This window comes from Pseudohongiella sp. O18 (genome assembly GCF_021729085.1).
Lineage (GTDB): Bacteria > Pseudomonadota > Gammaproteobacteria > Pseudomonadales > Pseudohongiellaceae > Pseudohongiella.
This window is the reverse complement of record NZ_JAJSAR010000001.1, coordinates 924283-945648: the sequence shown is the minus strand read 5'-3', so window position 1 is coordinate 945648 and position 21366 is coordinate 924283. Positions and strand designations below refer to the sequence as shown.

The 21366-nt window shown below is 56.7% G+C and carries 20 protein-coding genes; 5 read left to right on the top strand and 15 right to left on the bottom strand.

Features of this window, described 5'->3' with window-relative positions; all coding sequences use genetic code 11:
• Positions 1–103 precede the first annotated feature (103 nt).
• From LVD14_RS04260 to LVD14_RS04200, 13 genes are all read right to left on the bottom strand, one after another.
• Entirely contained in the window at positions 104–1762 is a 1659-nt protein-coding gene (locus LVD14_RS04260; RefSeq protein WP_237132790.1) for a hypothetical protein, read from the bottom strand.
• Positions 1763–1779: 17 nt separating this feature from the next.
• Entirely contained in the window at positions 1780–2748 is a 969-nt protein-coding gene (locus LVD14_RS04255) for a DUF4097 family beta strand repeat-containing protein (RefSeq protein WP_237132789.1), read from the bottom strand.
• A gap of 61 nt (positions 2749–2809) precedes the next feature.
• Positions 2810–3337 carry a hypothetical protein gene (locus LVD14_RS04250; protein WP_237132788.1) on the bottom strand — a complete coding sequence of 176 codons (528 nt, stop codon included), beginning with the start codon at positions 3335–3337 and terminating at the stop codon, positions 2810–2812.
• Positions 3327–3857, bottom strand: a complete 531-nt coding sequence (locus LVD14_RS04245; RefSeq protein ID WP_237132787.1) for an RNA polymerase sigma factor — start codon at positions 3855–3857, stop codon at positions 3327–3329. Before LVD14_RS04245 ends, LVD14_RS04250 begins: the two co-directional genes overlap by 11 nt.
• 88 nt (positions 3858–3945) lie before the next feature.
• Entirely contained in the window at positions 3946–5385 is a 1440-nt protein-coding gene (locus LVD14_RS04240; RefSeq protein WP_237132786.1) for an aspartate ammonia-lyase, read from the bottom strand.
• Positions 5382–6926, bottom strand: a complete 1545-nt coding sequence (locus LVD14_RS04235; protein ID WP_237132785.1) for a leucyl aminopeptidase family protein — start codon at positions 6924–6926, stop codon at positions 5382–5384. The genes LVD14_RS04240 and LVD14_RS04235 overlap by 4 nt, the downstream gene beginning before the upstream one ends.
• A 41-nt stretch (positions 6927–6967) precedes the next feature.
• Positions 6968–7906 carry an isopenicillin N synthase family dioxygenase gene (locus tag LVD14_RS04230; RefSeq protein WP_237132784.1) on the bottom strand — a complete coding sequence of 313 codons (939 nt, stop codon included), beginning with the start codon at positions 7904–7906 and terminating at the stop codon, positions 6968–6970.
• 18 nt (positions 7907–7924) lie between these two features.
• Positions 7925–9133, bottom strand: coding sequence for a NupC/NupG family nucleoside CNT transporter (locus LVD14_RS04225; RefSeq protein ID WP_237132783.1), 1209 nt, complete (start codon positions 9131–9133; stop codon positions 7925–7927).
• On the bottom strand, positions 9130–9807 hold the full coding sequence (gene udk / locus LVD14_RS04220; protein WP_237132782.1) for a uridine kinase: 678 nt from the start codon (positions 9805–9807) through the stop codon (positions 9130–9132). The genes LVD14_RS04225 and udk overlap by 4 nt, the downstream gene beginning before the upstream one ends.
• Positions 9808–9910: 103 nt before the next feature.
• A complete protein-coding gene (locus LVD14_RS04215) occupies positions 9911–10432 on the bottom strand; it encodes a GNAT family N-acetyltransferase (RefSeq protein ID WP_237132781.1) in 522 nt (173 codons plus the stop codon).
• A gap of 83 nt (positions 10433–10515) precedes the next feature.
• Positions 10516–10791 carry a hypothetical protein gene (locus tag LVD14_RS04210; RefSeq protein WP_237132780.1) on the bottom strand — a complete coding sequence of 92 codons (276 nt, stop codon included), beginning with the start codon at positions 10789–10791 and terminating at the stop codon, positions 10516–10518.
• A gap of 98 nt (positions 10792–10889) precedes the next feature.
• On the bottom strand, positions 10890–11678 hold the full coding sequence (locus LVD14_RS04205; protein ID WP_237132779.1) for a hypothetical protein: 789 nt from the start codon (positions 11676–11678) through the stop codon (positions 10890–10892).
• A 323-nt stretch (positions 11679–12001) separates the two neighbouring features.
• Entirely contained in the window at positions 12002–13168 is a 1167-nt protein-coding gene (locus LVD14_RS04200; protein WP_237132778.1) for a P1 family peptidase, read from the bottom strand.
• Positions 13169–13296: 128 nt separating this feature from the next.
• Here LVD14_RS04200 and LVD14_RS04195 point away from each other — a divergent pair, with 128 nt between their 5' ends.
• The 4 genes from LVD14_RS04195 (at position 13297) to LVD14_RS04180 (ending at position 19080) form a co-directional block, all read left to right on the top strand.
• The gene (locus tag LVD14_RS04195; RefSeq protein WP_237132777.1) at positions 13297–14982 is read left to right on the top strand and encodes an alpha/beta hydrolase; all 1686 of its coding nucleotides are present in this window, start codon (positions 13297–13299) and stop codon (positions 14980–14982) included.
• A gap of 92 nt (positions 14983–15074) precedes the next feature.
• Positions 15075–17033 carry a transglycosylase SLT domain-containing protein gene (locus LVD14_RS04190; RefSeq protein WP_237132776.1) on the top strand — a complete coding sequence of 653 codons (1959 nt, stop codon included), beginning with the start codon at positions 15075–15077 and terminating at the stop codon, positions 17031–17033.
• Between the two features lie 192 nt (positions 17034–17225).
• Positions 17226–17624, top strand: a complete 399-nt coding sequence (locus tag LVD14_RS04185) for a DUF6491 family protein (protein WP_237132775.1) — start codon at positions 17226–17228, stop codon at positions 17622–17624.
• Positions 17625–17739: 115 nt separating this feature from the next.
• Positions 17740–19080: an ectonucleotide pyrophosphatase/phosphodiesterase gene (locus LVD14_RS04180; protein WP_237132774.1), complete on the top strand. Its 1341-nt coding sequence runs from the start codon at positions 17740–17742 to the stop codon at positions 19078–19080.
• On the opposite strand, the gene LVD14_RS04175 is transcribed toward LVD14_RS04180, so the two are convergent.
• Together LVD14_RS04175 and LVD14_RS04170 are read right to left on the bottom strand one after the other, a co-directional pair.
• A complete protein-coding gene (locus LVD14_RS04175) occupies positions 19066–19887 on the bottom strand; it encodes a DUF2189 domain-containing protein (RefSeq protein WP_237132773.1) in 822 nt (273 codons plus the stop codon). The genes LVD14_RS04180 and LVD14_RS04175 overlap by 15 nt on opposite strands.
• A 195-nt stretch (positions 19888–20082) precedes the next feature.
• Positions 20083–20799 (bottom strand): glutamine amidotransferase-related protein, encoded by a 717-nt coding sequence (locus LVD14_RS04170; protein WP_237132772.1) that lies wholly within the window; start codon positions 20797–20799, stop codon positions 20083–20085.
• 64 nt (positions 20800–20863) lie between these two features.
• Here LVD14_RS04170 and LVD14_RS04165 point away from each other — a divergent pair, with 64 nt between their 5' ends.
• On the top strand, positions 20864–21337 hold the full coding sequence (locus LVD14_RS04165) for a hypothetical protein (RefSeq protein ID WP_237132771.1): 474 nt from the start codon (positions 20864–20866) through the stop codon (positions 21335–21337).
• The last annotated feature ends 29 nt before the right edge of the window (positions 21338–21366 follow it).

Below are 21366 nucleotides of genomic sequence, written 5' to 3'. Positions count from 1 at the left end.
ACAAGCAGAACTTCTGCATGAATGAGGCATCATTCGTGCGGACCCGGCCTGGAGTTAGCACCGGCCGGGATTTACTACCGCAGCTAGCCAAAAAGCATTCAGGTCACAGCCGCGAGCGTTCCAGCTCGACGTCCGCATTGCGCCACTGGTCCTCAAACTGACGGAATATAATCTGCGCCTCGGCGTCGCGGCCCTGAGCTGCCAGCGCCTGTGCCAGGCCAAAATTAGACCAGCCATTCTGCTGGTTCCATTCCAGATCTTTGCGGTAAACCGCTTCGGCTTCCTCAGCACGGCCGGCATCAATCAGTGCAGCGCCCAGGTACAGACGCATGGAGTGCGACCAGTCCGGTGGTTCGGTGTAGTTCAGGTTGTCCTGATACTGAACCGCCTGCTGATAGTGGCCGATGGCGGCGTCAAGATTGCCATTGGCCTCTTCCATCTCGCCCATCAGCGCGTGCATGGCCAGCGTCAGGACATGGTCCGCCGGAGTCGGGCCGACACCTTCATTGACGTTGTCAGCAGCGATCTGGGTGCGGATATTGTCCAGCTCCTGCTGGGCGGCATCCATATGCCCCATGGCCACGTGGGCACTACCCATCACATAGCTGAGCATGCCGCTCAAATAAGGTGTCGTGGCGCGCTCGCGACGCGCGGCATTTTCCGCATGAATCTTGTCCCACTGACCAAATACCTTGTCCATCACCCACTCATGCGCGATGAACTTCTGTCCACGGCCCATGCCTGGCATGGAGTTACCGGCATTACGGGCAGCAGCTTCCGAAGCGTTGGCATAATTGCCCTGCAGCATATTGGCGTAGCGCACAAAGTCCAGTGCGTGACCGGCGTGTGATTTATGCGAGAGGTTGTAAGTACCAACGGTGGGGAAGTTGGTCTCGCCCCAGATTTCGGCGAACTGCTGGTCAACAATCTGTGAGCGCTCATTGGTGCTGACGGCTTTTTCATACTCGCCAACGCGCAGATAGATGTGCCCGGGCATGTGCACCATGTGGCCGGAAATCGGCACGGTGGCCTCCAGCTTTTGTGCAGCCGGCATGGCCAGTTCGGGCTGCGAGGAGGCCTCCATCAGGTGAATATACAGGTGGTTGGCGCCGGGGTGGTCGTGCGAGGCCGTCATCGCGGTCTCCAGGGCGGCCTGGGCATTGGCGGTACCTGGCTTGGCGGAGCCGTCGGCATTCCAGTAATCCCAGCGCGTGGTGTTCATGTAGGCCTCGGCGTAGACCGTGGCGATGTCCGGATCATCCGGATATTTTGCATGCAGATCGGCCATGGCGCTGACGTAGGCGGCATCGCGTTCGCGATCATCGGGGATGGCATCTTTGTTGTACAGCACAAACAGCGCGTTGATCATTTCACGCTCTTTGGCGGTGCCGTTATTGGACAGCTCCAGCGCGCGGCGGATAGCCTCAAGACCCGCGCCCTGCGGGTCATCGGGCAGATTGGCGTAGCGGCTGTTGGGATTGGGGCCGGCGGCATGTGCCAGACCCCAGTAAGGCATGGGATTATCCGGTTCGAGTCGGGCAGCCTCCTGGTAGGATGCAATGGATTCAGGGAAGTAGAAGCTCCAGGCCATGCGCAGGCCCTGATCGAAAAATGCCTGCGCCTGTGGGTTACTCAGTGAGGTCGGGCGGCTGTAATCTCCGCCACCCGGCACCAGTACTGCCAGCGGTTCGTCCTGCGCCTGCACGCCGGCCACTGGCAATAGCAGCATGGCTGCCATTAACACTCTGAACATTCGAACCATGTGATACTCCTCAGTTTTTATTGTTGCTCCACCTCCAGGCGCCCACTGAGTGATGTCAGCGTCACATCACCTTCCCCATTTCCTGTGGTGAACTCAAGCCGACGCGATGGCCCGAAGCTGCCCCGCACGGGCTCATCATCGGTCAAGCCATTGCGGATACTGCCACCAGCATTGCTGCGCAGCGTAAACCGGGCGTCGACATTGGCATCAAAGCCTAGCACCATGGAGCCGCTCACGCTACTACCACTGACACGTGGCGCCTGGCTGTCAGGCAGCTGCAATTCAATGCTCCCGTTGACGGTTTCGATCTCAAGCTCCTGTACACCCTGCACACGGCCACGGATGCGCCCATTGACGACGTTCAGCGCCACAATTTCCGCCAGGCTGTCGACATTAATCTCTCCATTGACGGCCTGCGCCATCAAACGCCCAATGGTGCCACGCTCTTCGATCTCGCCATTAACGGTGGTGATCGTGACCCGGCCACGGTTGTCGATGGTCGTGATTTCCCCGTTGACGGTATCCAGCTCCACAAAGTTGGCCAGATTACGTGCATCAATCGGACCGTTGACGGTGCGGATGCGACTGCCACCCTGCACGCCATCGACGCTGACTTCGACATTGACACCGGTGAACTCGATATCGCTGTTGACGGGGACCGTAAATACCAGCTCTGATCCGCGACTGTTAGAACGCCCATTCAGGCGCCGTGGCATTTGCACCCGAAAATCGGTAAAACCACGCGCCGAGTCGAGCTCAAACCCCTCTGCATCTTCATCCAGCATGCCCCGGACAGTGAATTGATTGTCCGTATTGGTGGTTATGGTGATATCGCCGCGCATCACGTCGATACGGATTTTTTCATTGGTGGATACCTCTCGCATCTCATCAATGGATACCTGCTGGGCAATTGCCTCAACCATGCTCAGCGCGGTGATCAATACTATCAGCGCCGCTGCCTGTATAAATGTCAGTAATGTTTTCATCGTCTCTCTCCTGTTTAAACCTTTATGTGTCTGTGTTGTGGCCGTCAGCGCAGTCTAATGGTCAATATCCGCTGGTATCGGTTACGGCAATCAGCTGAATGTAATCAAGCTGTTGTCGGTACAGTCCTTCCATCTGGTTCAGTAAGGCCGGGTCATCCGGGTAATAGTTCATGGTCTGCTGTACCTGACCGATCGCCTGGTCCCACACCGCCATCTGGTAACGCCAGTCGCCAAAATCGTCGCTCACCTCGCCCAGCTCGCTGAGCTGGCGGGCTTTTTCCGCTTCAAATTGCTGTGCAATCAGGGCTTCCGGGGGGAGGCCTTCCGTCTCAGCCATCTGCACACCGTTGCTACCCGGTGCCAGCCCCGGATCCGGCAGCCAGTCCAGTCGCAGGGCCAGCGTGCCGACCAGAGCGATGGCAAAGACGGCTGCCCACCGGCCGCCCTCCGCAAACCGGTTGCGCTTTGGCGCCGACGCGGTTTCACGATCCGGCAGTCGCTGCTCGAGATCTGCCCACAGATCCCGCTTGGGCTGGATGTCCTGGCGCAGACCGGCAATCGCCTGATCAAGCTGATCTTCAGTCTTCACTCAAAAACCCCCTTAACAATGTTCTTGCCCGATGGTACTGGGCCTTGCTGGACCCTTCTGCAATCTGCAGCAGGGCCGCTATTTCGTTGTGCTGGTAGCCTTCCAGGGCACACAGGATAAAAACCGCCCGGGCCTGGGTCGGCAGTCGCAGGATGGCCATCTCCAGATCCCGGTTTTCGCCGTCCATCCCCTGCTCGCCGCCCTGCCTGTCTATGTCCGCGACAAAGTCCTGCGCATCCACAAAATGCAGGCGCTTGTCCTTGCGCCACAGGTCGATGGCTGTCCGTGTTGCAATACTGCGCAGCCAGGTCGCAAGGCTACTGTCGCCCTTGAAGTCGGGCAGCGCCTCCCAGACTTTGATGAATATCTCCTGCGCCGCGTCTTCCGCCTTCTGCCGATCACCCAGCAGGCGCCAGCAGACCGCATAGACGCGCCCGACATGCTCTTGATATATCTGATAAAAGGCTTGCCGATCACCACGCTGGGCGCGCACCACGACAAGATCAAGTTGCTGAGACATTTACAAACAAAGTCCGTTGTTTGTAGCGTTAGACGGCGTGACACAGCGTATGGTTTAAACGGCTGTTAAATGATTGTCACGCCAGCGATCACTTCGATCGCTGGCGTGGATTGACCATGTTTTCGGGTTTGAGTACTTCTTCCAGCAGTTTTTCGTCGAGCAGGCCTTCCTCGCGCACCAGGTCGAGCACCCCACGCCCGCTTTGCAGGGCCAGCGCCGCGATACGCGTGGCATTCTCGTAACCAATGTAGGGGTTGAGCGCCGTGATCAATCCTATCGAGTTGTTCACCAGCTCCCGGCAGCGGTCGACGTTTGCCGTGATGCCGACTACACAACGCTCACGCAGCATATCCATGGCACGGCGCAGCAGGCGCATGTTTTCCAGGATCTTGTAGGCAATCAGGGGCTCCATCACGTTCAACTGCAGTTGGCCGTTTTCAGCGGCCATGGTGATAGCCAGGTCATTACCAATGACCTGGTAAGCCACCTGGTTTACCGCTTCCGGGATCACCGGGTTCACCTTGCCTGGCATGATGGACGAACCGGGTTGCTGTGGCGGCAGGTTTATCTCAAACAGACCGGTGCGTGGTCCACTTGACAGCAGACGCAGGTCGTTGCAAATCTTTGACAGCTTCACCGCCAGTCGCTTGGTCATGCCAGAAAAAAGGACAAATGCCCCCATATCCGATGTTGCTTCAATCAGATCAGCGGCCAGTCGCATCGGGTAGCCCGCAATCCGCGCCAGATGATCCACTGCCAGCACGGCATAGCGAGGATCAGCATTGATGCCCGTACCAATGGCCGTGCCTCCCAGGTTGACCTCCAGCAGCAGGTCATACATGCCACCGATACGTTCGATGTCTTCACCCAGTGTCGTGGCATAGGCACCAAACTCCTGGCCCAGTGTCATCGGCACAGCGTCCTGCAGCTGCGTGCGCCCCATTTTGATAATGTCCTTGAACTCATCGCGCTTGGTGGCAAACGCAGCCTGCAGCGCCGCCAGACTGTCGACAAGCTCTGAGTGAGACAACTGCAGACCCACACGGATGGCCGTGGGGTACACGTCGTTAGTGGACTGAGACATATTCACATCATTATTCGGATGCAGGTGCTTGTACTCACCTTTTTTGTGTCCCAGATATTCAAGCGCAATATTGGCGATCACTTCATTGGCATTCATGTTGGTGGAGGTACCTGCGCCACCCTGAATCATGTCCACCACAAGCTGATCGTGGAATTCACCATTGATCAATCGATCGCAGGCGTAATCGATCGCTTTGAAACGTTGCGGATCCAATAAGCCGATGTCATGGTTGGCTGCCGCCGCAGCCTTCTTGACCATGGCCAGGCCGATGATCATCTTGGGAAAGTGTGACAGCGGCACACCAGTAAGAATGAAATTCTCGAGCGCCCGCTGGGTCTGTACGCCATAATAAACATCAGCCGGCACTGCCAGCGGGCCAAGCAGGTCTTTCTCGATGCGATGCGGACCGCTTACGATATCTTCTTGTCGAGGGATAGGAATCATTGTTGACCTGCGTATAATTTGACCCATTCAGTCAATAATCGTACACCGTGACCGGTACCACCGGCCGGGTGCACCCCACTGGGACTGCTGACAATCGCCTGGCCCGCCATGTCTATGTGCAGCCAGGGTGTATCACGGGCAAAGTGCTGCAGAAACACGGCACCTGCCTGCGCACCCGGTGATCCCGTATTACGGATATCGGCGATGCGACTGTCGATAATGCCAGGATAAGGACCAAGCGGCAGACGCCAGACCAGCTCGCCGGTCATGTTACCCGCCTCGGTCATTGTTGCAATCAAATCATCATGCTCGCTGAAAATAGCAGAGAACTCGCTGCCCAATGCCGTAGACTTGGCACCGGTCAGCGTCGCAATGTCTACGATGACTGCCGGGTCGTAACGGTCGCGGGCGTAGTAGATACCGTCCGCAAGAATCAGTCGCCCTTCGGCATCGGTGGAAGCCACTTCAATAGTGGTGCCATCACCGGCCGTCAGCACGTCTCCCGGCAGCATTGCCTCACCAGAAATCGAGTTCTGCGACAAAGGCACAACACCCACCACATTCACAGCAGCCTGCTGACCCGCCAGTGCCTTGACAGCACCCACTACCGCGGCGCCACCGGCCTTGTCTGTCTGCATCACCAGGATAGAGTCGGTGGTTTTAAGATCATATCCGCCTGTGTCGAAGGTATTGCCCTTGCCGACCAGTGCGATGGGACGATCATCGCTGCCGCGCCAGTGTGCGATCAGCAAATGTGCTTTGTGCTGGCTGCCTTTGCTGACGCCGTACAGAGATCCGAGACCCGCTTCCAGCACTTCTTCAGGCCCCAGGATAGTAACGTCAACGCCCAGGGGTGTGAGTGTATTGGCGGCATACTCGGCAAACGCAGCCGGGTTGCCATCGGTACCGGGCAGTGTGGTCAGCTCACGTGCGGTGAAAACGCCTTCCGCCAGAGCGCGCAAAGCGTTATAGCGCTGCTGCAGGTCTCCGGTCGCAGCCGAGACCCAATGATAGGTCTGGCTGGGACGATCATCAGGCTCACTCTTGAGCTGATCAAAGCGATAGTTACGCAGATCTACACCGTGCGCGACGGACGCCATGATGTCTACGGCACGCGCATTGTCAGCGATCAACTCAGAATGAATCTCGATGACCTGGGCATTACTGCCGTTGATGTGTGCACTCAGCGCCGCGCCAATTTCTTCCGCTACCGAACGCTGCAGACTGGCGGGATCGCCAACGCCGAGCAGAATCAGCCGGTCGACGTCCAGGCCGGCGGGCGCCATGATTTCCAGGCGTTGACGGACGGCCCCATCAAACTCGGCGGCAGCCATGGCCCGGCTTATCTGGGCAACTGTCTGCTGGGACCAGCCGGACAACTGCAGCTGTTCGCTTTCCGCAGGCACCAGCATCACCAGCGCGTCTGTTCCCGCCATACCCTGCGGTGCAAAGTGGAACGTGGTATTCAGATACTGCGCCTGCAAACTCAGTGGCAGCAGCAATAATGCGGCGAGCGCCGCAAACCGACGAACAAAAAGCATGACACCCTCCGAAAACACTTTTGAAACCAACCTGATGGATATTACTTCAGCAGACCAATCTCGGCCAGTCGTTCCAGCAGGTAGTCATTTGCAGTGATGGGCAGCGGATAGAGCTCCGGGCGGTCCTCACTGACACAGGTAGTCAGCGTACGAATTTCAAAGTCAGGGTTGGGGTGCATAAAAAAAGGCAGTGAGTAGCGTGAGCGGGTAGCGCCGTCGCCCACCGGGTTCACCACCCGGTGCGTGGTCGAGGGCAGAACGTGATTGCTCAATCGCTGCAACATGTCACCAATATTGACGACAATGGTGTCGCCCTGAGTGGTAATTGGCAACCAGCTGCCGTCCGGTCGCAAAATTTCAAGGCCCGCATCGCTGGCACCAATCAGCAGCGTGATCAGATTAATGTCTTCATGCTGTCCGGCCCGGATGGATCCCCCGGTATCACCGGGTACCGGCGGGTAATGAATGGGCCGCAGGATGGAGTTGCCATAATTCACTTTGTCGGCAAAGTAGTCTCGATCCAGTTGCAGAAACAGCGCCAGCGCCTGAAGAACCCGTTCGCCAAGTCCTTTGAGCTCTGCATACAATTGTTTGAGAGCCGGTTCAAACCCGGGGACCTCCGTAGGCCAGACATTGGGATACAGGCTTTGGTGTGGCGCGTCACCATCAAGCTCCAGACCGACATGCCAGAACTCTTTGAGGTCGGGATGCTGACTGTCACGGGCAGTTTCAATGCCCAATGCCGTGTAGCCGCGGGCGCCGCCAACTCCAGGGATGTGGTATTTCTGTTTGTCTGCCAGAGGCAGATCAAAAAAGGTCTGTACCTGCCTGTAGCTTTCCTTGATCAGACTGGGGGGGATGCCGTGTCCGGTGATGCCACAGAATCCAAACTGCATGTAGGCCTTGCCCAGGGCTTCCACAAAGCGCTCAGTGTCGCTGTCCAGTTCCTGAATGTTTAATGTTGGTACGGCTGTCGACATACTGCGTCACCTGACCCGCTACAAGAGAGAGAAGAATAAGCCGGCAATCGCGGCGCTCATCAGATTGGCCAGCGTCGCTGCCAGTAATGCCTTCATGCCAAGCTCGGCAATATCCTGCCGGCGATTGGGCGCCATGCCGCCCAGGCCACCGAGTAATATCGCAATCGAAGAAAAATTGGCAAAACCACACAGAGCGATCGTGACAATGATCTGCGTATGCTCACTTAGCTGTTCCTGAACCTGCACAAAGTTCAGGTAGGCAACAAACTCATTGATCACCAGCTTCTGACCAATAAAACTGCCAGCCTGCTGCGCTTCATCCCAGCTCACGCCCAGCAGAAATGCCAGTGGCTGAAACAGATAGCCAAACAGCAATTGCAGTGTGATGCCTTCGAAACCGACCAGGCCACCCAGCCAGCCCAGCATGCCATTGATCAGCGCAATCAGGCCTACAAAGGCCAGTATCATCGCGCCAACATTCAGCGCCAGCTTCATGCCGTTGGCTGCGCCGGTGGCTGCGGCATCAATGACATTGGTGTAGCGCTCGTCATCAACCACCTCTGCCAGATCGTTTTTGGTGCGCTGGGTTTCAGGCAGAATCAGCTTGGCCATTAAAAAGCCACCTGGCGCCGCCATAAAACTGGCGGCGATCAGATACCGGAGCTCAACGCCAAGACCGGCATATCCGGCCAGGACCGAACCGGCGACAGAAGCCAGTCCGCCCACCATAACGGCAAACAACTCGGAGCGTGTCATGCTGGGGATGAATGGACGCACCACCAACGGAGCCTCGGTATGACCCACAAAAATATTGGCAGCTGCAGACATGGATTCCGGACGACTGGTCTGCAACAGCTTTTGCAAAGCTCCACCGATCAACCGGATCATCCAGCCCATGATGTGCAGGTGATACAGCACCGCGATCAGTGAAGAGAAGAACACGATCACTGTCAGCACGTGCACAGCAAAAATAAAACCCTGCGAAAAATTGCCAATTTCCCCAAACACAAACACGATGCCGTCATTGGCGTAGCTGATGATGTTACTGACCACCTGCGTGACCTGCAACAGCACCGCCTGCCCAAAGGGCAGATAGATAACAAAGGCACCCAAGAGTAACTGAATGGCAAACGCACCACCCACCGTGCGCCAGTTGATGTGCGCTTTGTCATTGCACACCAGATATGCAATCAACAGCAGCAAGGCAATGCCGACCAGTGCCATCATGAGGCGCGCTCCTGCGTTGTATTTAATTGTTCTGGTTTTTGCAACGCCATGATGCGACTGGCGATATGTTCAATGGCGGAAGTCACACTACCATTGCCAGCGACAACCACGTCAGCATATTGCCTTGAGGGTTCAATGTGTTGTTCAAACGCGGGCCGCACTGTCGTCTCGAACTGCGCAATCACTGACTCGCGCGTCCGGCCGCGCTCGGCCATATCGCGTCGGATTCGGCGCTGCAGACAGATATCCAATGGCGTGTCGATGTAAATACACAGATCGACAACCTCCCTTAGCGCCGGGTTACTGAGCACCAGGATACCTTCCACCAGCACCACGTTTGGCACCCCTACGGGTGTGGTATAAGGCTGGCGTGTATGCTCAGTAAAATTATAGGCAGGCAGTTCAATGGCTTCCCCTTGGCGCAGTTGCCAAAGATGCTGCGCCAGCAAAGCGTGTTCAAAAGCCTCGGGCTGGTCGTAATTGGTCTGCAGTCGCTGAGAGAAGCTCAGATGCTGCTGATCCCGGTAGTAGGCATCCTCGGGAATCAGCGCGACTTCGCGATGCGGCCAATGTGCCTGAAGATGACGTTTAAGCTGGGCGGCAAAACGGCTTTTGCCAGAGGCGGAGGCGCCGCCGATGGCAACGATAGTGATAAGGTCAGGATTGTGGCTCACTCAATGGTCCTGTCAGACGCTCGGCATCAGGCAAAGCCGCATTATGCGCAATTCCGCCGGCGGAGACTATGACAGCTAAGTGACAAATGCAGGGGTTTACGGGTCAGGGATTGGCCTGCATGAATGCGGGGTGATAGGCGACTGTACCACCAGGGATTTCTCCCTTCAGCAACAGCGCCTGAAAGTACTCGGGCGGCACGTCGGGCAGCACCAGCCCGGAGTCAGCAACAAATCCGAAGCGGCCATAATACTCAGGCTCACCCAGCAGTACACAACCTTGCGCGTTCTGTTCGCGCAAGGCCTGCAGCGCTGCATCCATCAACCGTGAACCTATCCCCTGCCCCTGGCAGCACGGCCACACGGAAATCGGTCCCAGCCCATACCAGCCAGATGAGCCGTCAGAGACTTCAACCGGTGAAACCGCAACATGCCCGACCACATCGTCTTCCGATTCCGCCACCAGCGAAACCGTCAGTGCACCGGCATCACGCAGCTGACGCACTATCAACTGCTCGGAGTGGTCCGAGTACGGCATATCTTCGAAGGCCGCCACTATGACTTCTTCGATCGCCTCGATATCGGCGTGGGTTTCAGGGCGAATAATCACCGGCTCGGTAGCAGACATAACTCGTTCCTCGGTAGACCCGACTTATGATGAATGCTTTTTGTAAAACGTTTATGTCGACGATACCGCCGGACGGCGACCTGTCAGGCCGTGATGTCCAGCAGACTGCCAATCTGCTGATCAGCGATGCTGACCACGCGGGCAGAGGCATCGAACAGATGAAGGTTTTGTTTGAGGCTTATCAGGGCGGTGTTGGTGTCCGCTGTACCGGTCAGCCCTGCATTAATCTCGGTGGCGCTATCTCGCACACCCGCCGCATCCACTGTATTGGCGCTGGCAATGTCCTGGGCTGATCGGGTCATTCCCTGGTAGGCAGTTTGCAAACCAGAGAACCCGTAAGAAAAGGTTGCAGAGATCATGGCTTCAGACTACGACGGTCGCTACGGCAGGTCAAGCAGTGGGTCTATCATAGACAGACCCGCAGTCCTGCGCTCAACCCCCGACATCTAAGCTGCGATCAATCGCGCACGTCGACCCGGCCACCGATGCGGCCATAATCGACCCCGCCCGAGCCAGTGCTGCGGGCGATGAAGTCACCATCTACATCGTATACATCAATGCTGCCTGAGCCATCATCGTCTATGACGACACTGCCACCAACATTGCTGATATCGATTGAACCCGAGCCATCGTCAGGGATCTCGACATCCCCTGACACCTCACGAATCGTAATACTGCCCGAACCGTCATTAACACGCACGGACCCGGTCACATCCCGAATTTCGATTCCGCCCGAGCCATCCCGAATATCGACGTTACCGGCAACACCGCGGATGTTGATGCTGCCTGAGCCGTCGTCAATACGCAGGTCACCGACTGTGTCGCGAATATCAATTGACCCGCTGCCATCATCGATTTCCAGCGCCATACCAGCCGGTATATCAATGTCGACGTCAATGTAGGCGTAAGTAGACCAGCTTGTATTGAAAAAACTGAAATTCAAATTACCGGTATTCGATTCAGCTTCCATGCGAACCTCAAGATCTCTACCACGCTGATCTGAAACCAGATCAAGTCCGTCCAATTTGTCCTCATCGTCAGCGCAGGCCCGGCCCCGGATCACCAGCTGGGAACCGTTGCCAGCGCCACGGACATTCAGGTATCCCGAATCCACCTCGACAATCAGACGGGCAACATCTTCAGAATCAAATTCAAGATCAATGTCTTTGCTGTAACGACAATCATCAGCCAATGCGGCGGGGGCAACGATACTGGCGGCCAGTGCCAGGCAGGCGGTCATTTTCACGGTAAAGCTCCTTGCTAATTTCTATTTATTTATCGTACACCAGCTAAGCACTGCAAATGCCGGGCCAATTCGCAGCCATCCCCATAACACACTGTATTTAAATTAAAAATTAATCTGGCATGAATAGGAATGAATTTCCAATATGGGTTTTCTTGCCAATTTATAGCCTTATTACTAAACATTATGAGCTGCTTATTGAAAGGAAAAAACGTAGCCGAGGCCGCGAGTGCGAGGCAAAAGCTGGCGAAAAAGCGCAATTTACGAGTAGTAAATGAGCATTTTGAGCCTGCTTTTAACGAAGCAATCGCAACGATGGTAGTTTTTTACTCAATAACGCCGCGTTCGCGGAGAATCTGGATAACACCACCCACCGGCAACTGCGGATGCTGATCGCCATTCACACCCCGAACATCACTTGCCTTGAACAGCGCGTTATAAATGGCCTCCTCAGTCGCCTCTACCACCGCCTGGAACAACGGTGTCATCAGGTCATTGGGCCAGGCCTCGATGCTATGGCCCTGCTCCCGCCGTTGCGGCGTCCTCCGCACGGCCTCTGCTGTGGAGAACGCGAGAGCGTAATCGCCCGAACCATTGGACATGGCGGAACCGGTCCGTGCCAGCCCCAGGAATGAACGACTGGCCAGTCTGTGCAGATTGCGGTCCGACAACGGCGCATCGGTGGCGATGATGATCATGATGGAGCCGTCAGGTGTTGGATCCTGTGGCACACGCTGGGTCGCTGATGCCAGCGCGTCCGGCGACATGGGAACACCCATGATGTGAAGCTCACCACCATAGTTGGTCTGCACCAGCACACCTACAGTAAATCCGCCATCGGCTTCGGGCAGCACGCGCGAACTGGTGCCGATACCACCTTTCCAGCCAAAGGTGACGGTGCCCATGGCGGCCCCCACACTACCCTCGTCCACTGCGCCATCAGTGGCCGCGGAAATGGCTTCGATGGCATGCTCAGCTTGCACCGCTCGCGCCCTGATATTGTTGATGTTGGCGTCATTGGTTTCACCGACTACGGCATTGACCGAGCGGACCCGTTCATTTCCAGGTTGCGCCAGCGTCCATTCAATACTGCCAGCTGCTGCCTCGGCAACGGACAGGGTATTGGTTAGCAGCACTGGTGTCTCCAGCTCACCCAGCTCGATCACCTGAGTGGTGCCCATCATTTTGCCGTAACCATTGCCCTGTGCATAACCGGCCGGCACTTTGTCCTGATACAGGTTGCCGCCATGCGGCAGAATCGCCGTGACGCCCGTGCGAATATCATCCCCCTCGATGATGGACACCTGCCCCACTTTGACGCCCGCCACATCCGTGATGGCATTGAGTCGACCTGGCTCGTAAATGCCAGGCGCCACACCGACCTCACGCGCGCGCGGATCATCATCGTTGCCAAAAGCCAGCGGTGCACTCAGTACAAAAAGTGTTAACAGGGCCCGGGAAATTCCCGTCGGGATGAGGTATCTTGCTGGCATTCTGTATCTCCCAGGATCTATGTGCGCAATACTGGCGTGTAGCATGAATAATGCTCAAGCATACTGCTTTATTCATCAGTTGAACCACCCCGTGTAATGTTTTATGGACAGTCAGGTAGTTGTTGACCATGCCGATTAATCGCTGGACCATCAGGCGATTGCTGCGCCGCGCAGGCCATTATTTTCACAGTACTGGCTTATTGCTGGGCACGCTGTTTTTTGCCTTGTCGCTCAGCCCCTCGCTGGTGCCCCGCATGGGTGCCATGCAGGGGCTGCTGTCAGGACTATCCCTGTTGGCCGGCTACGGCATCGGTGCGGCGCTGTATCATCTGTGGGTCTACTTTCATCTGCCGCGTTTCAACGCCAGAGTTCTGTGGCGGCTGCAGTGGCTGGCAGGCGCCATCTGTCTGGCAATTGCTGTACTTTTTATCTGGCAGGCCGGTGAATGGCAGAATGAGCTGCGACGCCTGATGGGCATGAATGAAATCAGTGGCGTGCAAATCAGCACGATCGGCCTGGTTGCTCTGCTCGTCTTTCTCAGTCTGTTAGCGTTGGCACATCTGTTTGTGCGAACCTTTCGTTTTCTCTCCGCGCGCCTGCAACGCTTTGTTCCAGCCCGGGTGTCTCATCTTATTGGCCTGCTGCTGGCCTTCGCCCTGTTCTGGTCCATCATTGACGGTGTCTTTTTTACGCGGGCGTTTCAGGCTGCTGACCGGTCCTATCAACAGATAGACGAGCTGATCGAACCAGAAATAGCCCAGCCCCTGGATGCGGGTCTAGTGGGTAGCGCGCAATCACTGATCGCCTGGGAATCTCTGGGCAGGCAGGGCCGACGATACATCAGTGCAACGCCGACGGTTGAGCAGATTGCATCGGTTTCGGGCGCGCCAGCCATGCGCCCGATTCGCGTGTATGTCGGGCTTAATTCCGCGGCATCCAATGCCGCCCGAGCCGATCTCGCACTTCGCGAATTGCAGCGCACCGGCGCCTTCGACCGGGACGTGCTGTTGCTGGTCACACCGACCGGTGACGGCTGGATTGATCCGGCCAGTGTGACTCCGCTGGAATTTCTGCATCGCGGCAGTGTCGCCAGCGTAGCGGCCCAATACTCCTACCTGTCCAGCCCCCTGGCCCTGCTGTCAGAGAGTGAGTATGGCGTCGAGCAGGCTCGCCAGATGTTCCAGACCATATACGGCTACTGGAGTGAGCTGCCTGCCGACTCCCGCCCAAAACTCTATCTGACAGGGCTCAGTCTGGGCGCCCGCAACTCCGATCTGTCCTTTGATTTCTACGACATCATTGATGACCCGTTTCATGGCGCGCTTTGGAGCGGCCCGCCGTTCAGCAGCGAAACCTGGCGCGATGTCACTCAGCGCCGCGATGCAGATACGCCACATTGGCGGCCCAGTTTTCGTGATGGCGCGGTTGTGCGTTTCTTTAATCAATACGGCTCACCCAACTATCCAGAGGATTCCTGGGGCGCGTTTCGCATCGCCTTTCTTCAGTACGCCAGCGACCCTATCACCTTCTTTGACCCGATGTATTTTTACCGCGAACCGCCCTGGATGAGCGCTCAGCGCGGTCCCGACGTATTGCCCACGCTGCGATGGTATCCCGTGGTCACCATGCTGCAGCTTGCCGCCGATATGACCAACCGCACCGCACCACGTGGCTTTGGACACTGGTACGCGGCAGCGCATTATCATGACGTGTGGCTGGCCATGAGCGAACCCGACAACTGGACTGCAGAACAATTGCATGAGCTGCGTGAGTTCTGGCAGGATCACCCGGATGGCCGCCTGCCCGCGCGCTAGCCACCAGCATTGCGCGCAGGCTAATCCGCCATGAAACGAATCACACTGCTACTGGGTCTGCTTTAGCAGCAACGATAACAACAGAGACCAACATGGACAGCCAAAGAATGCTTCGCAATCTTGTCGTTACAGCAATGCTTATGGGACTGTCCCTGCCTGCCGCACTTGCCCAGGCGCCTCACTATGGCACCAATATCAATGAACAGCGCCAGCGTTACCTCTCGGCGCGCGAAGCTTTGCAGCTTAACCGCCAGCAGGAGTACCAGGCGCTGCGCGCAGAGCTTGATGACTATCCGCTGGTGCAATACATCGACTATGCCGATCTCAGCCGCCGACTGAATCGCCTGCCCTTCGATGACGTTGATACATTCCTGGAACGCTATGCCGGATCCTATCTGGCCGAACGCCTGGAACGCGAATGGCTTGCCCGACTGGCTGACGAACGCCGCTGGGAAGATATCGTCCGCTATTACAATCCGGACAACACCTACACCCGCCTGACCTGCTACGCCCATCGTGCCTGGCTGGAGCTCGGCGACGACAGCCAGCTGGCGACAGCAGGTGAGCTCTGGAACGTAGCCCGCTCGCAGCCTAATGAGTGCGACCCGGTTTTTGAGGCCTGGATGGCGGCCGGATATCTGACACCCGATATTGCCTGGCAGCGCTTCAGCAAAAATATTCAGGCTGGCAACCGATCACTGGCACGCTACATCAGCACACTGATGCCAGATCGCGAGCAACAGCTGGCCCAGCTTTACCTGCAAATTGATCAGCAGCCTGAGCGCCTGCGCAATCTGGATTCACTCAGCGCCCGAACACCTGAAGTAAGAGAAATCATTCTGCATGGTGTGCGCCGCCTGGCCAGAATCGATGCGCCGCTGGCGATGCTGCTGCTCAATCAGCATCATGAGCACCAGAATTTTGATGATGAGGTCATGCTGGAACTGCAGCGCTTCATTGCCATGCGCCTGTTGGTACAGGGCTTTGATGAAGAAACTGAAACCCTGATGCGCAACACGCCCGGCCTGGCAACCGAGACGCTGGTGAGCTGGCTGCTACGTGATGCACTGCGGGATCAGGACTGGCCGGGCCTGTACCGATTGCTTACATACCTGCCCGAAGAAGACCGGGCCTCGGAGCGCTGGCAGTACTGGCGCGCCAGAGCCATTGTGATGCTGAATTATGACGGTGCCGAGGCCGAGGCGCAGGGCATCTATCAGTCACTGGCAGGCAATCGAAGTTTTTATGGTTATCTGGCAGCCGACCGACTGGGTCAGCCCTACGATATGACAGACATTCCAGTGGCCGCCAGCCAGGCGCAGCGGCAGGCCCTGTATGACATGCCGGCGATTGTCCGAGCACATGAGCTGTATCATATCGGCGATGAAATCAATGCCCGCAATGAATGGGCACACGCCACTGCCCGCATGAGTCCGGAACAGATTGGTGCCAGCGGACGTCTGGCGCTGGACTGGGGCTGGCATCGCAATACCATACAGGCCATGATTCAGTTGCAGCACTGGGACGACCTTGAGCTGCGCTTCCCATTGGCCTACGCGGATCATTTCAACTCCGCTGCTGCGCAACTAGGCCTGCAGCCACAATTTCTGTCTGCCATTACCCGCCAGGAAAGTGCCTACATGCATGACGTGCGCTCACCAGCCGGAGCGCGCGGTCTGATGCAACTAATGCCCGCCACCGCCAGAGAGGTGGGGCGCTCGCTGGGACTGCAGATCAGCAGTGATGATCTCTATACACCCGACGTCAATATTTCGCTGGGCAGCCACTATCTGGCCAGCCTGATGGAAGAGTTTGACAATAACCGTATTCTGGCCGCTGCTGCGTATAACGCTGGTCCGAACCGTGTCAAACAATGGCTGCGACGCACAGAAGACAATCCGGTCCCCATTGATGTGTGGATTGAAACGATCCCCTTCCTCGAGACTCGCGGTTACGTACAGAACGTTCTGGTATACGCGGTCATTTACGGCCATCGCAGCGGTAACCCGGTGCCTTTCATGACGCCACAGGAACGTACTGCATTGCTGTGAGCCTGACATTGTGTCGCGCTCTGCGTGTGACCAGAGCCACACAAAAGCCGCCTGGAAATTGATTCGCCCGCAGCAACATGTTTTTATGAACTTGTAAACGCTTTGTGCATGCCAGTACTGCCATCGATGCAGGGAATGAGTCAGACAGCTGGTTGCTCAAGGCATTTCGAGACAGCAATCAGGAGGATTCTTATGTCAGTCAAGATAATCAGGACTACAGGCATTGCTTTTGCTTCAACACTCGCACTGGCGCTCAGTGCCTGCGGCAGCTCTCCGCAGAACGAAGCGCTTAGAAATGGAACGGCGGGCGAGCAGGTCAACTCCATCTGCTTCAGTCGCAATATCGACAGCTGGCGCGAGCACAGCGCCACGTCTGTCATCCTGCGCGCCAATATCGACGAGTATTATCTGGTCGACTTGGTCGGCGCGTGCCAGCCGTCAGAGGCTTTTGCAACAATTTCGGTAGAGTCTCGAACAGGCGTCTGCCTGAGCCCGGGTGACCGCATCGGTTTTGACAACGATCGCGCGCCGGCCTGCTCCATTTCCGAGATACACCGCTGGATTCCAGCGCCGATCGAGGACGCCGAATAAGGCAGGCGGCCCGACAGCATCGCGGTCAACTGTTGAATGCCCGGCAGGGCGCATACATGGCATTGTCACATAGTTGTGTTATCTCCCTTTGCCATTGCATTGACAGGATAGCGAGATGACACATTACAGGGACAACAGCTCGACAAGCCGTGACCGTTCGAATTTCCAGACCACCTGGGGGCGCATGTCTATCATGGCCAGCGCCCTGCTGGCCTGGGCGCTTTGTTTTTGCCTGACGCCTGTTACGGCAGCAGCGCAGCGCAACGGGAACCCGGACAATCAGGACCTTGACCCAACCCTGATTCTGATTTCCATCGACGGTGCCCGCCACGATTATCTGCGGTTGCACGAGGCACCCGCGCTGTCGGAGCTCGCAGCCATGGGTCTGCAGGCGCATACGCTGCAGCCAGTGTTTCCCACTAAAACATTTACCAACCATTACACGCTGGTGACCGGGCTTTATCCGGCGCGACACGGCATCGTCGACAACAATATGTATGATCCGCAGACGCAGCAACGGTTCAGTCTTGGTAATCGGGAACAGGTGCAGAACCCATACTGGTGGCAGGGTGAACCTATCTGGGTGACCGCTGCCCACAATGATATGGTGTCAGGTACCTTCTTTTTCCCGGGGTCCGAGGCAGCCATCCAGGGCATCAGCCCGACATACTGGTTTACCTATGACGAAAGCATCACCAACCGGACAAGGGTTGAGACAGTACTTGAGTGGCTTGAGATGCCAGATCCTGAACGGCCACAGATCATTACTCTGTACTTCAGTGATGTGGACACTGCCGGTCACAACTTCGGGCCAGCCTCAGAGCAGGTCGCTCAGGCCATGCATGCCGTGGATACCGAGATTGCCTATCTGATTGCTGGACTGAAGGCTCGCGGACTGTTCGACCAGGTCAACATGATGGTGACCTCAGATCACGGTATGGCGGCAGTAGATTTAAATAATCACATCATTATAGACGAGGCGTTCGATCCGTCTCTGGCCGAGCAGGCGCTGTATTCCCGCGAGCTGGTCAGCATATTCCCGGAGCCAGGCCAACAGGACACCATTGTTGCGACTTTGCAGCAAAACCTGCCACCACAGGCACAGGTCTACACCCAGGAAACACTGCCGGAACGTTTTCGTTTCTCAGGTCATCACCGTATCGCACCGGTACTGGTGCTGGCTGAGCCCGGCTGGGCAATGCTGCGCCGCAGCTGGCTGGAGGGAATGCTGAGCGACGGAACTATTGAGCAGGTCCGTGGCGGCCATGGCTACGACAATCAGGCAGCGGACATGCAGGGTCTGTTTATCGCCCATGGTCCGGCGTTTCGACAGCCACATGCTATCGACAATATCAGTATGGTCGATCTCTATAACGTCATGGCTGCCATCCTCGGCATTACGCCAGCAGACAACGATGGCAACCCTGAAGTCGTAAGCCAGTTACTGCGTCCCTGACTGACAAACTCGCCGATACAGATGCCAGGTGGCATGACCCAGCACCGGCACCACGATAGCCAGCCCCAGCAACAGGGGCAGGCTGCCGATTATCATCAGGGCGACCACCAGGAAGTACCAGGCCACCATCGGACGCCAGTTGCGCAGCACGGCACTGATCGACAGGCCAACCGCTTCTGGTAAACCAACTTTATGGTGGATCATCAGTGGCAGAGAGACCACGGTGGCCACATAAACGACAGCGCTATAGAAAAAACCAATAAACACGCCGCTCATCAGCATCTGCCAACCCGCCGTTGTGGTTAAAACCTGTTCCAGCAGGGCCCGCATACTGGCCGGCTGCACGGCACCAAAATACGTGCCGTACAGGGCTGCAGCGGTCAGCATCCACGCTACAAACAGCAAGGCCAGGATAGCGCCCATCCCCGCGATGGCCCATCGCGAGGGTGTTCGGAATACATCAAAGACATGCCACCAGGCGTAATTCTGGCCGTTCTCACGCCGCCGACTCAGTTCATACAGGCCGCAGGCGGCCAGCGGGCCGATCAGCGCCGCACCCGCAATCAGCGGAAATATCAATGGCAGGGGATTCTCGCCCAGGCCCGCAATCGCAGCGACTGCAGCAATCAACAGATAGATGATCGTCAGAAAGACACCATGAGTCGGGCTGGCAAAGAAATCGTCCATTCCCCGGCGCAGGGCTTCACGCAGGTCAGCCATTTTGATGTCGCGCAGACCGAAGCGCTCGTTAGCGTCGAGAGAGGATTGTTGCGTAGCATGTGTTGCACTATCAGTTTGCACGCGCATGGGCGCCTCCTGATAACAAGAGGGACACCGCCCTGCACTGACTGCTATTTTCCAGGCATCAAGCGATGGCCCACAGAAATGATTTCAGTCCGGCAGGTTGTTGCACTGCGATAGTTCGCAACAGCCTGTTATCTAATCAGACCCGGTGCATGCGGATTTTGTTCCATCTGGTCCAGCAAACAAACATGCTGGCCCTCAGACGGCTCGCTCCACAAACTCGCGGATCCACTGGCCGACCAGGCGGCCATTGTGCGGATTGGCCAGTGATTCGCGCGCTTTTCCCAGCGCATCTGCGGGCAGCTTTTCAGCGCGATAGTCCAGCAAGGCTCGAGTATAGTCGACGGTGAATTCCGGGTGCCCCTGGATGGCCAGAACTTTTTCAGGAATATGAAAGGCGGCAAACGGGCAGAAATCATTGCTGAGCAGCAGTTGCGCTTCTGGCGGCAGCTTTTTGACCTGATCCTGATGACTGGCGATCAGACTGACGGTTTCCGGCACTGGTGTGAACCAGGCCTGCGGATTAACCTGATAGGCCATGACCCCGAGCCCCCAACCCGCATCACTGCGATCGGTATGACCACCCAGTGAATGCGCCAGCAGCTGGTGACCAAAACAGACGCCCACCATGGGTTTGCCGAGCTGATACAGTTCGCGAACATAGTCTCTCAGCTGCGCAATCCATTCTTCATCAGAGAAACTGTCGTACTTGCTGCCAGTAATGAGGTAAGCATCATGGTCATCGGGCGAGACAGGGAATTTGCCGCTAATGACGGGATATACTGCCAGCTCCCAACCAGCGTCCGCCACACCGACACTGCGCAGCAGATCCTTGAACATCTTTCCGTAGCTATCAAATTTTTCCTGCAAGGGGTCATAAAGGATATCAGTATCCAGTATTGCCAGTTTAACCATGGTCAGCACCGTCCAAACTCAATAGAATCCAACTTTACCGCTGGTTACTGGAGAAGCACAAATAATGAATGGATACATGCGCCTTACTGGTTTTCTGACAGCCGCCCTGCTGATTCTTGGCGCGTGCTCCGGTGGCTCATCGGACGACCCCATCGCCATGCCTGATCCCGCGGACTATCAAGGCCACTCAGGCCCGTTTCGCAGCGAGCAGGTAGAGATTGTGCTGCAGCCCACTGAGCGTACTGAATTCAAGGCCGTCATGGCAGAAGATCAGGTCATGATGTACCAGTGGTACTCGCTGTCGCCGGTGTATGTAGACTTTCACGGTCACGACCCGGATGACGACTCCTATTGGTACCGTTATGAGGAGCAGGAAGCTGCTACCAGTTCTTACGGCAGCCTGGTCGCCCCGGTTACCGGTGAACATGGCTGGTACTTCAGAAACGACAGCGACCAGGAAGTGGTCATCCAGCTGCGTGTCGCTGGCTATTTCGACAGCGTGCGCAATCTGGGCATATTCCCGACGCCCGAGTCCTGAATTGCGATGCCTGTCACCATCCTGGCGCG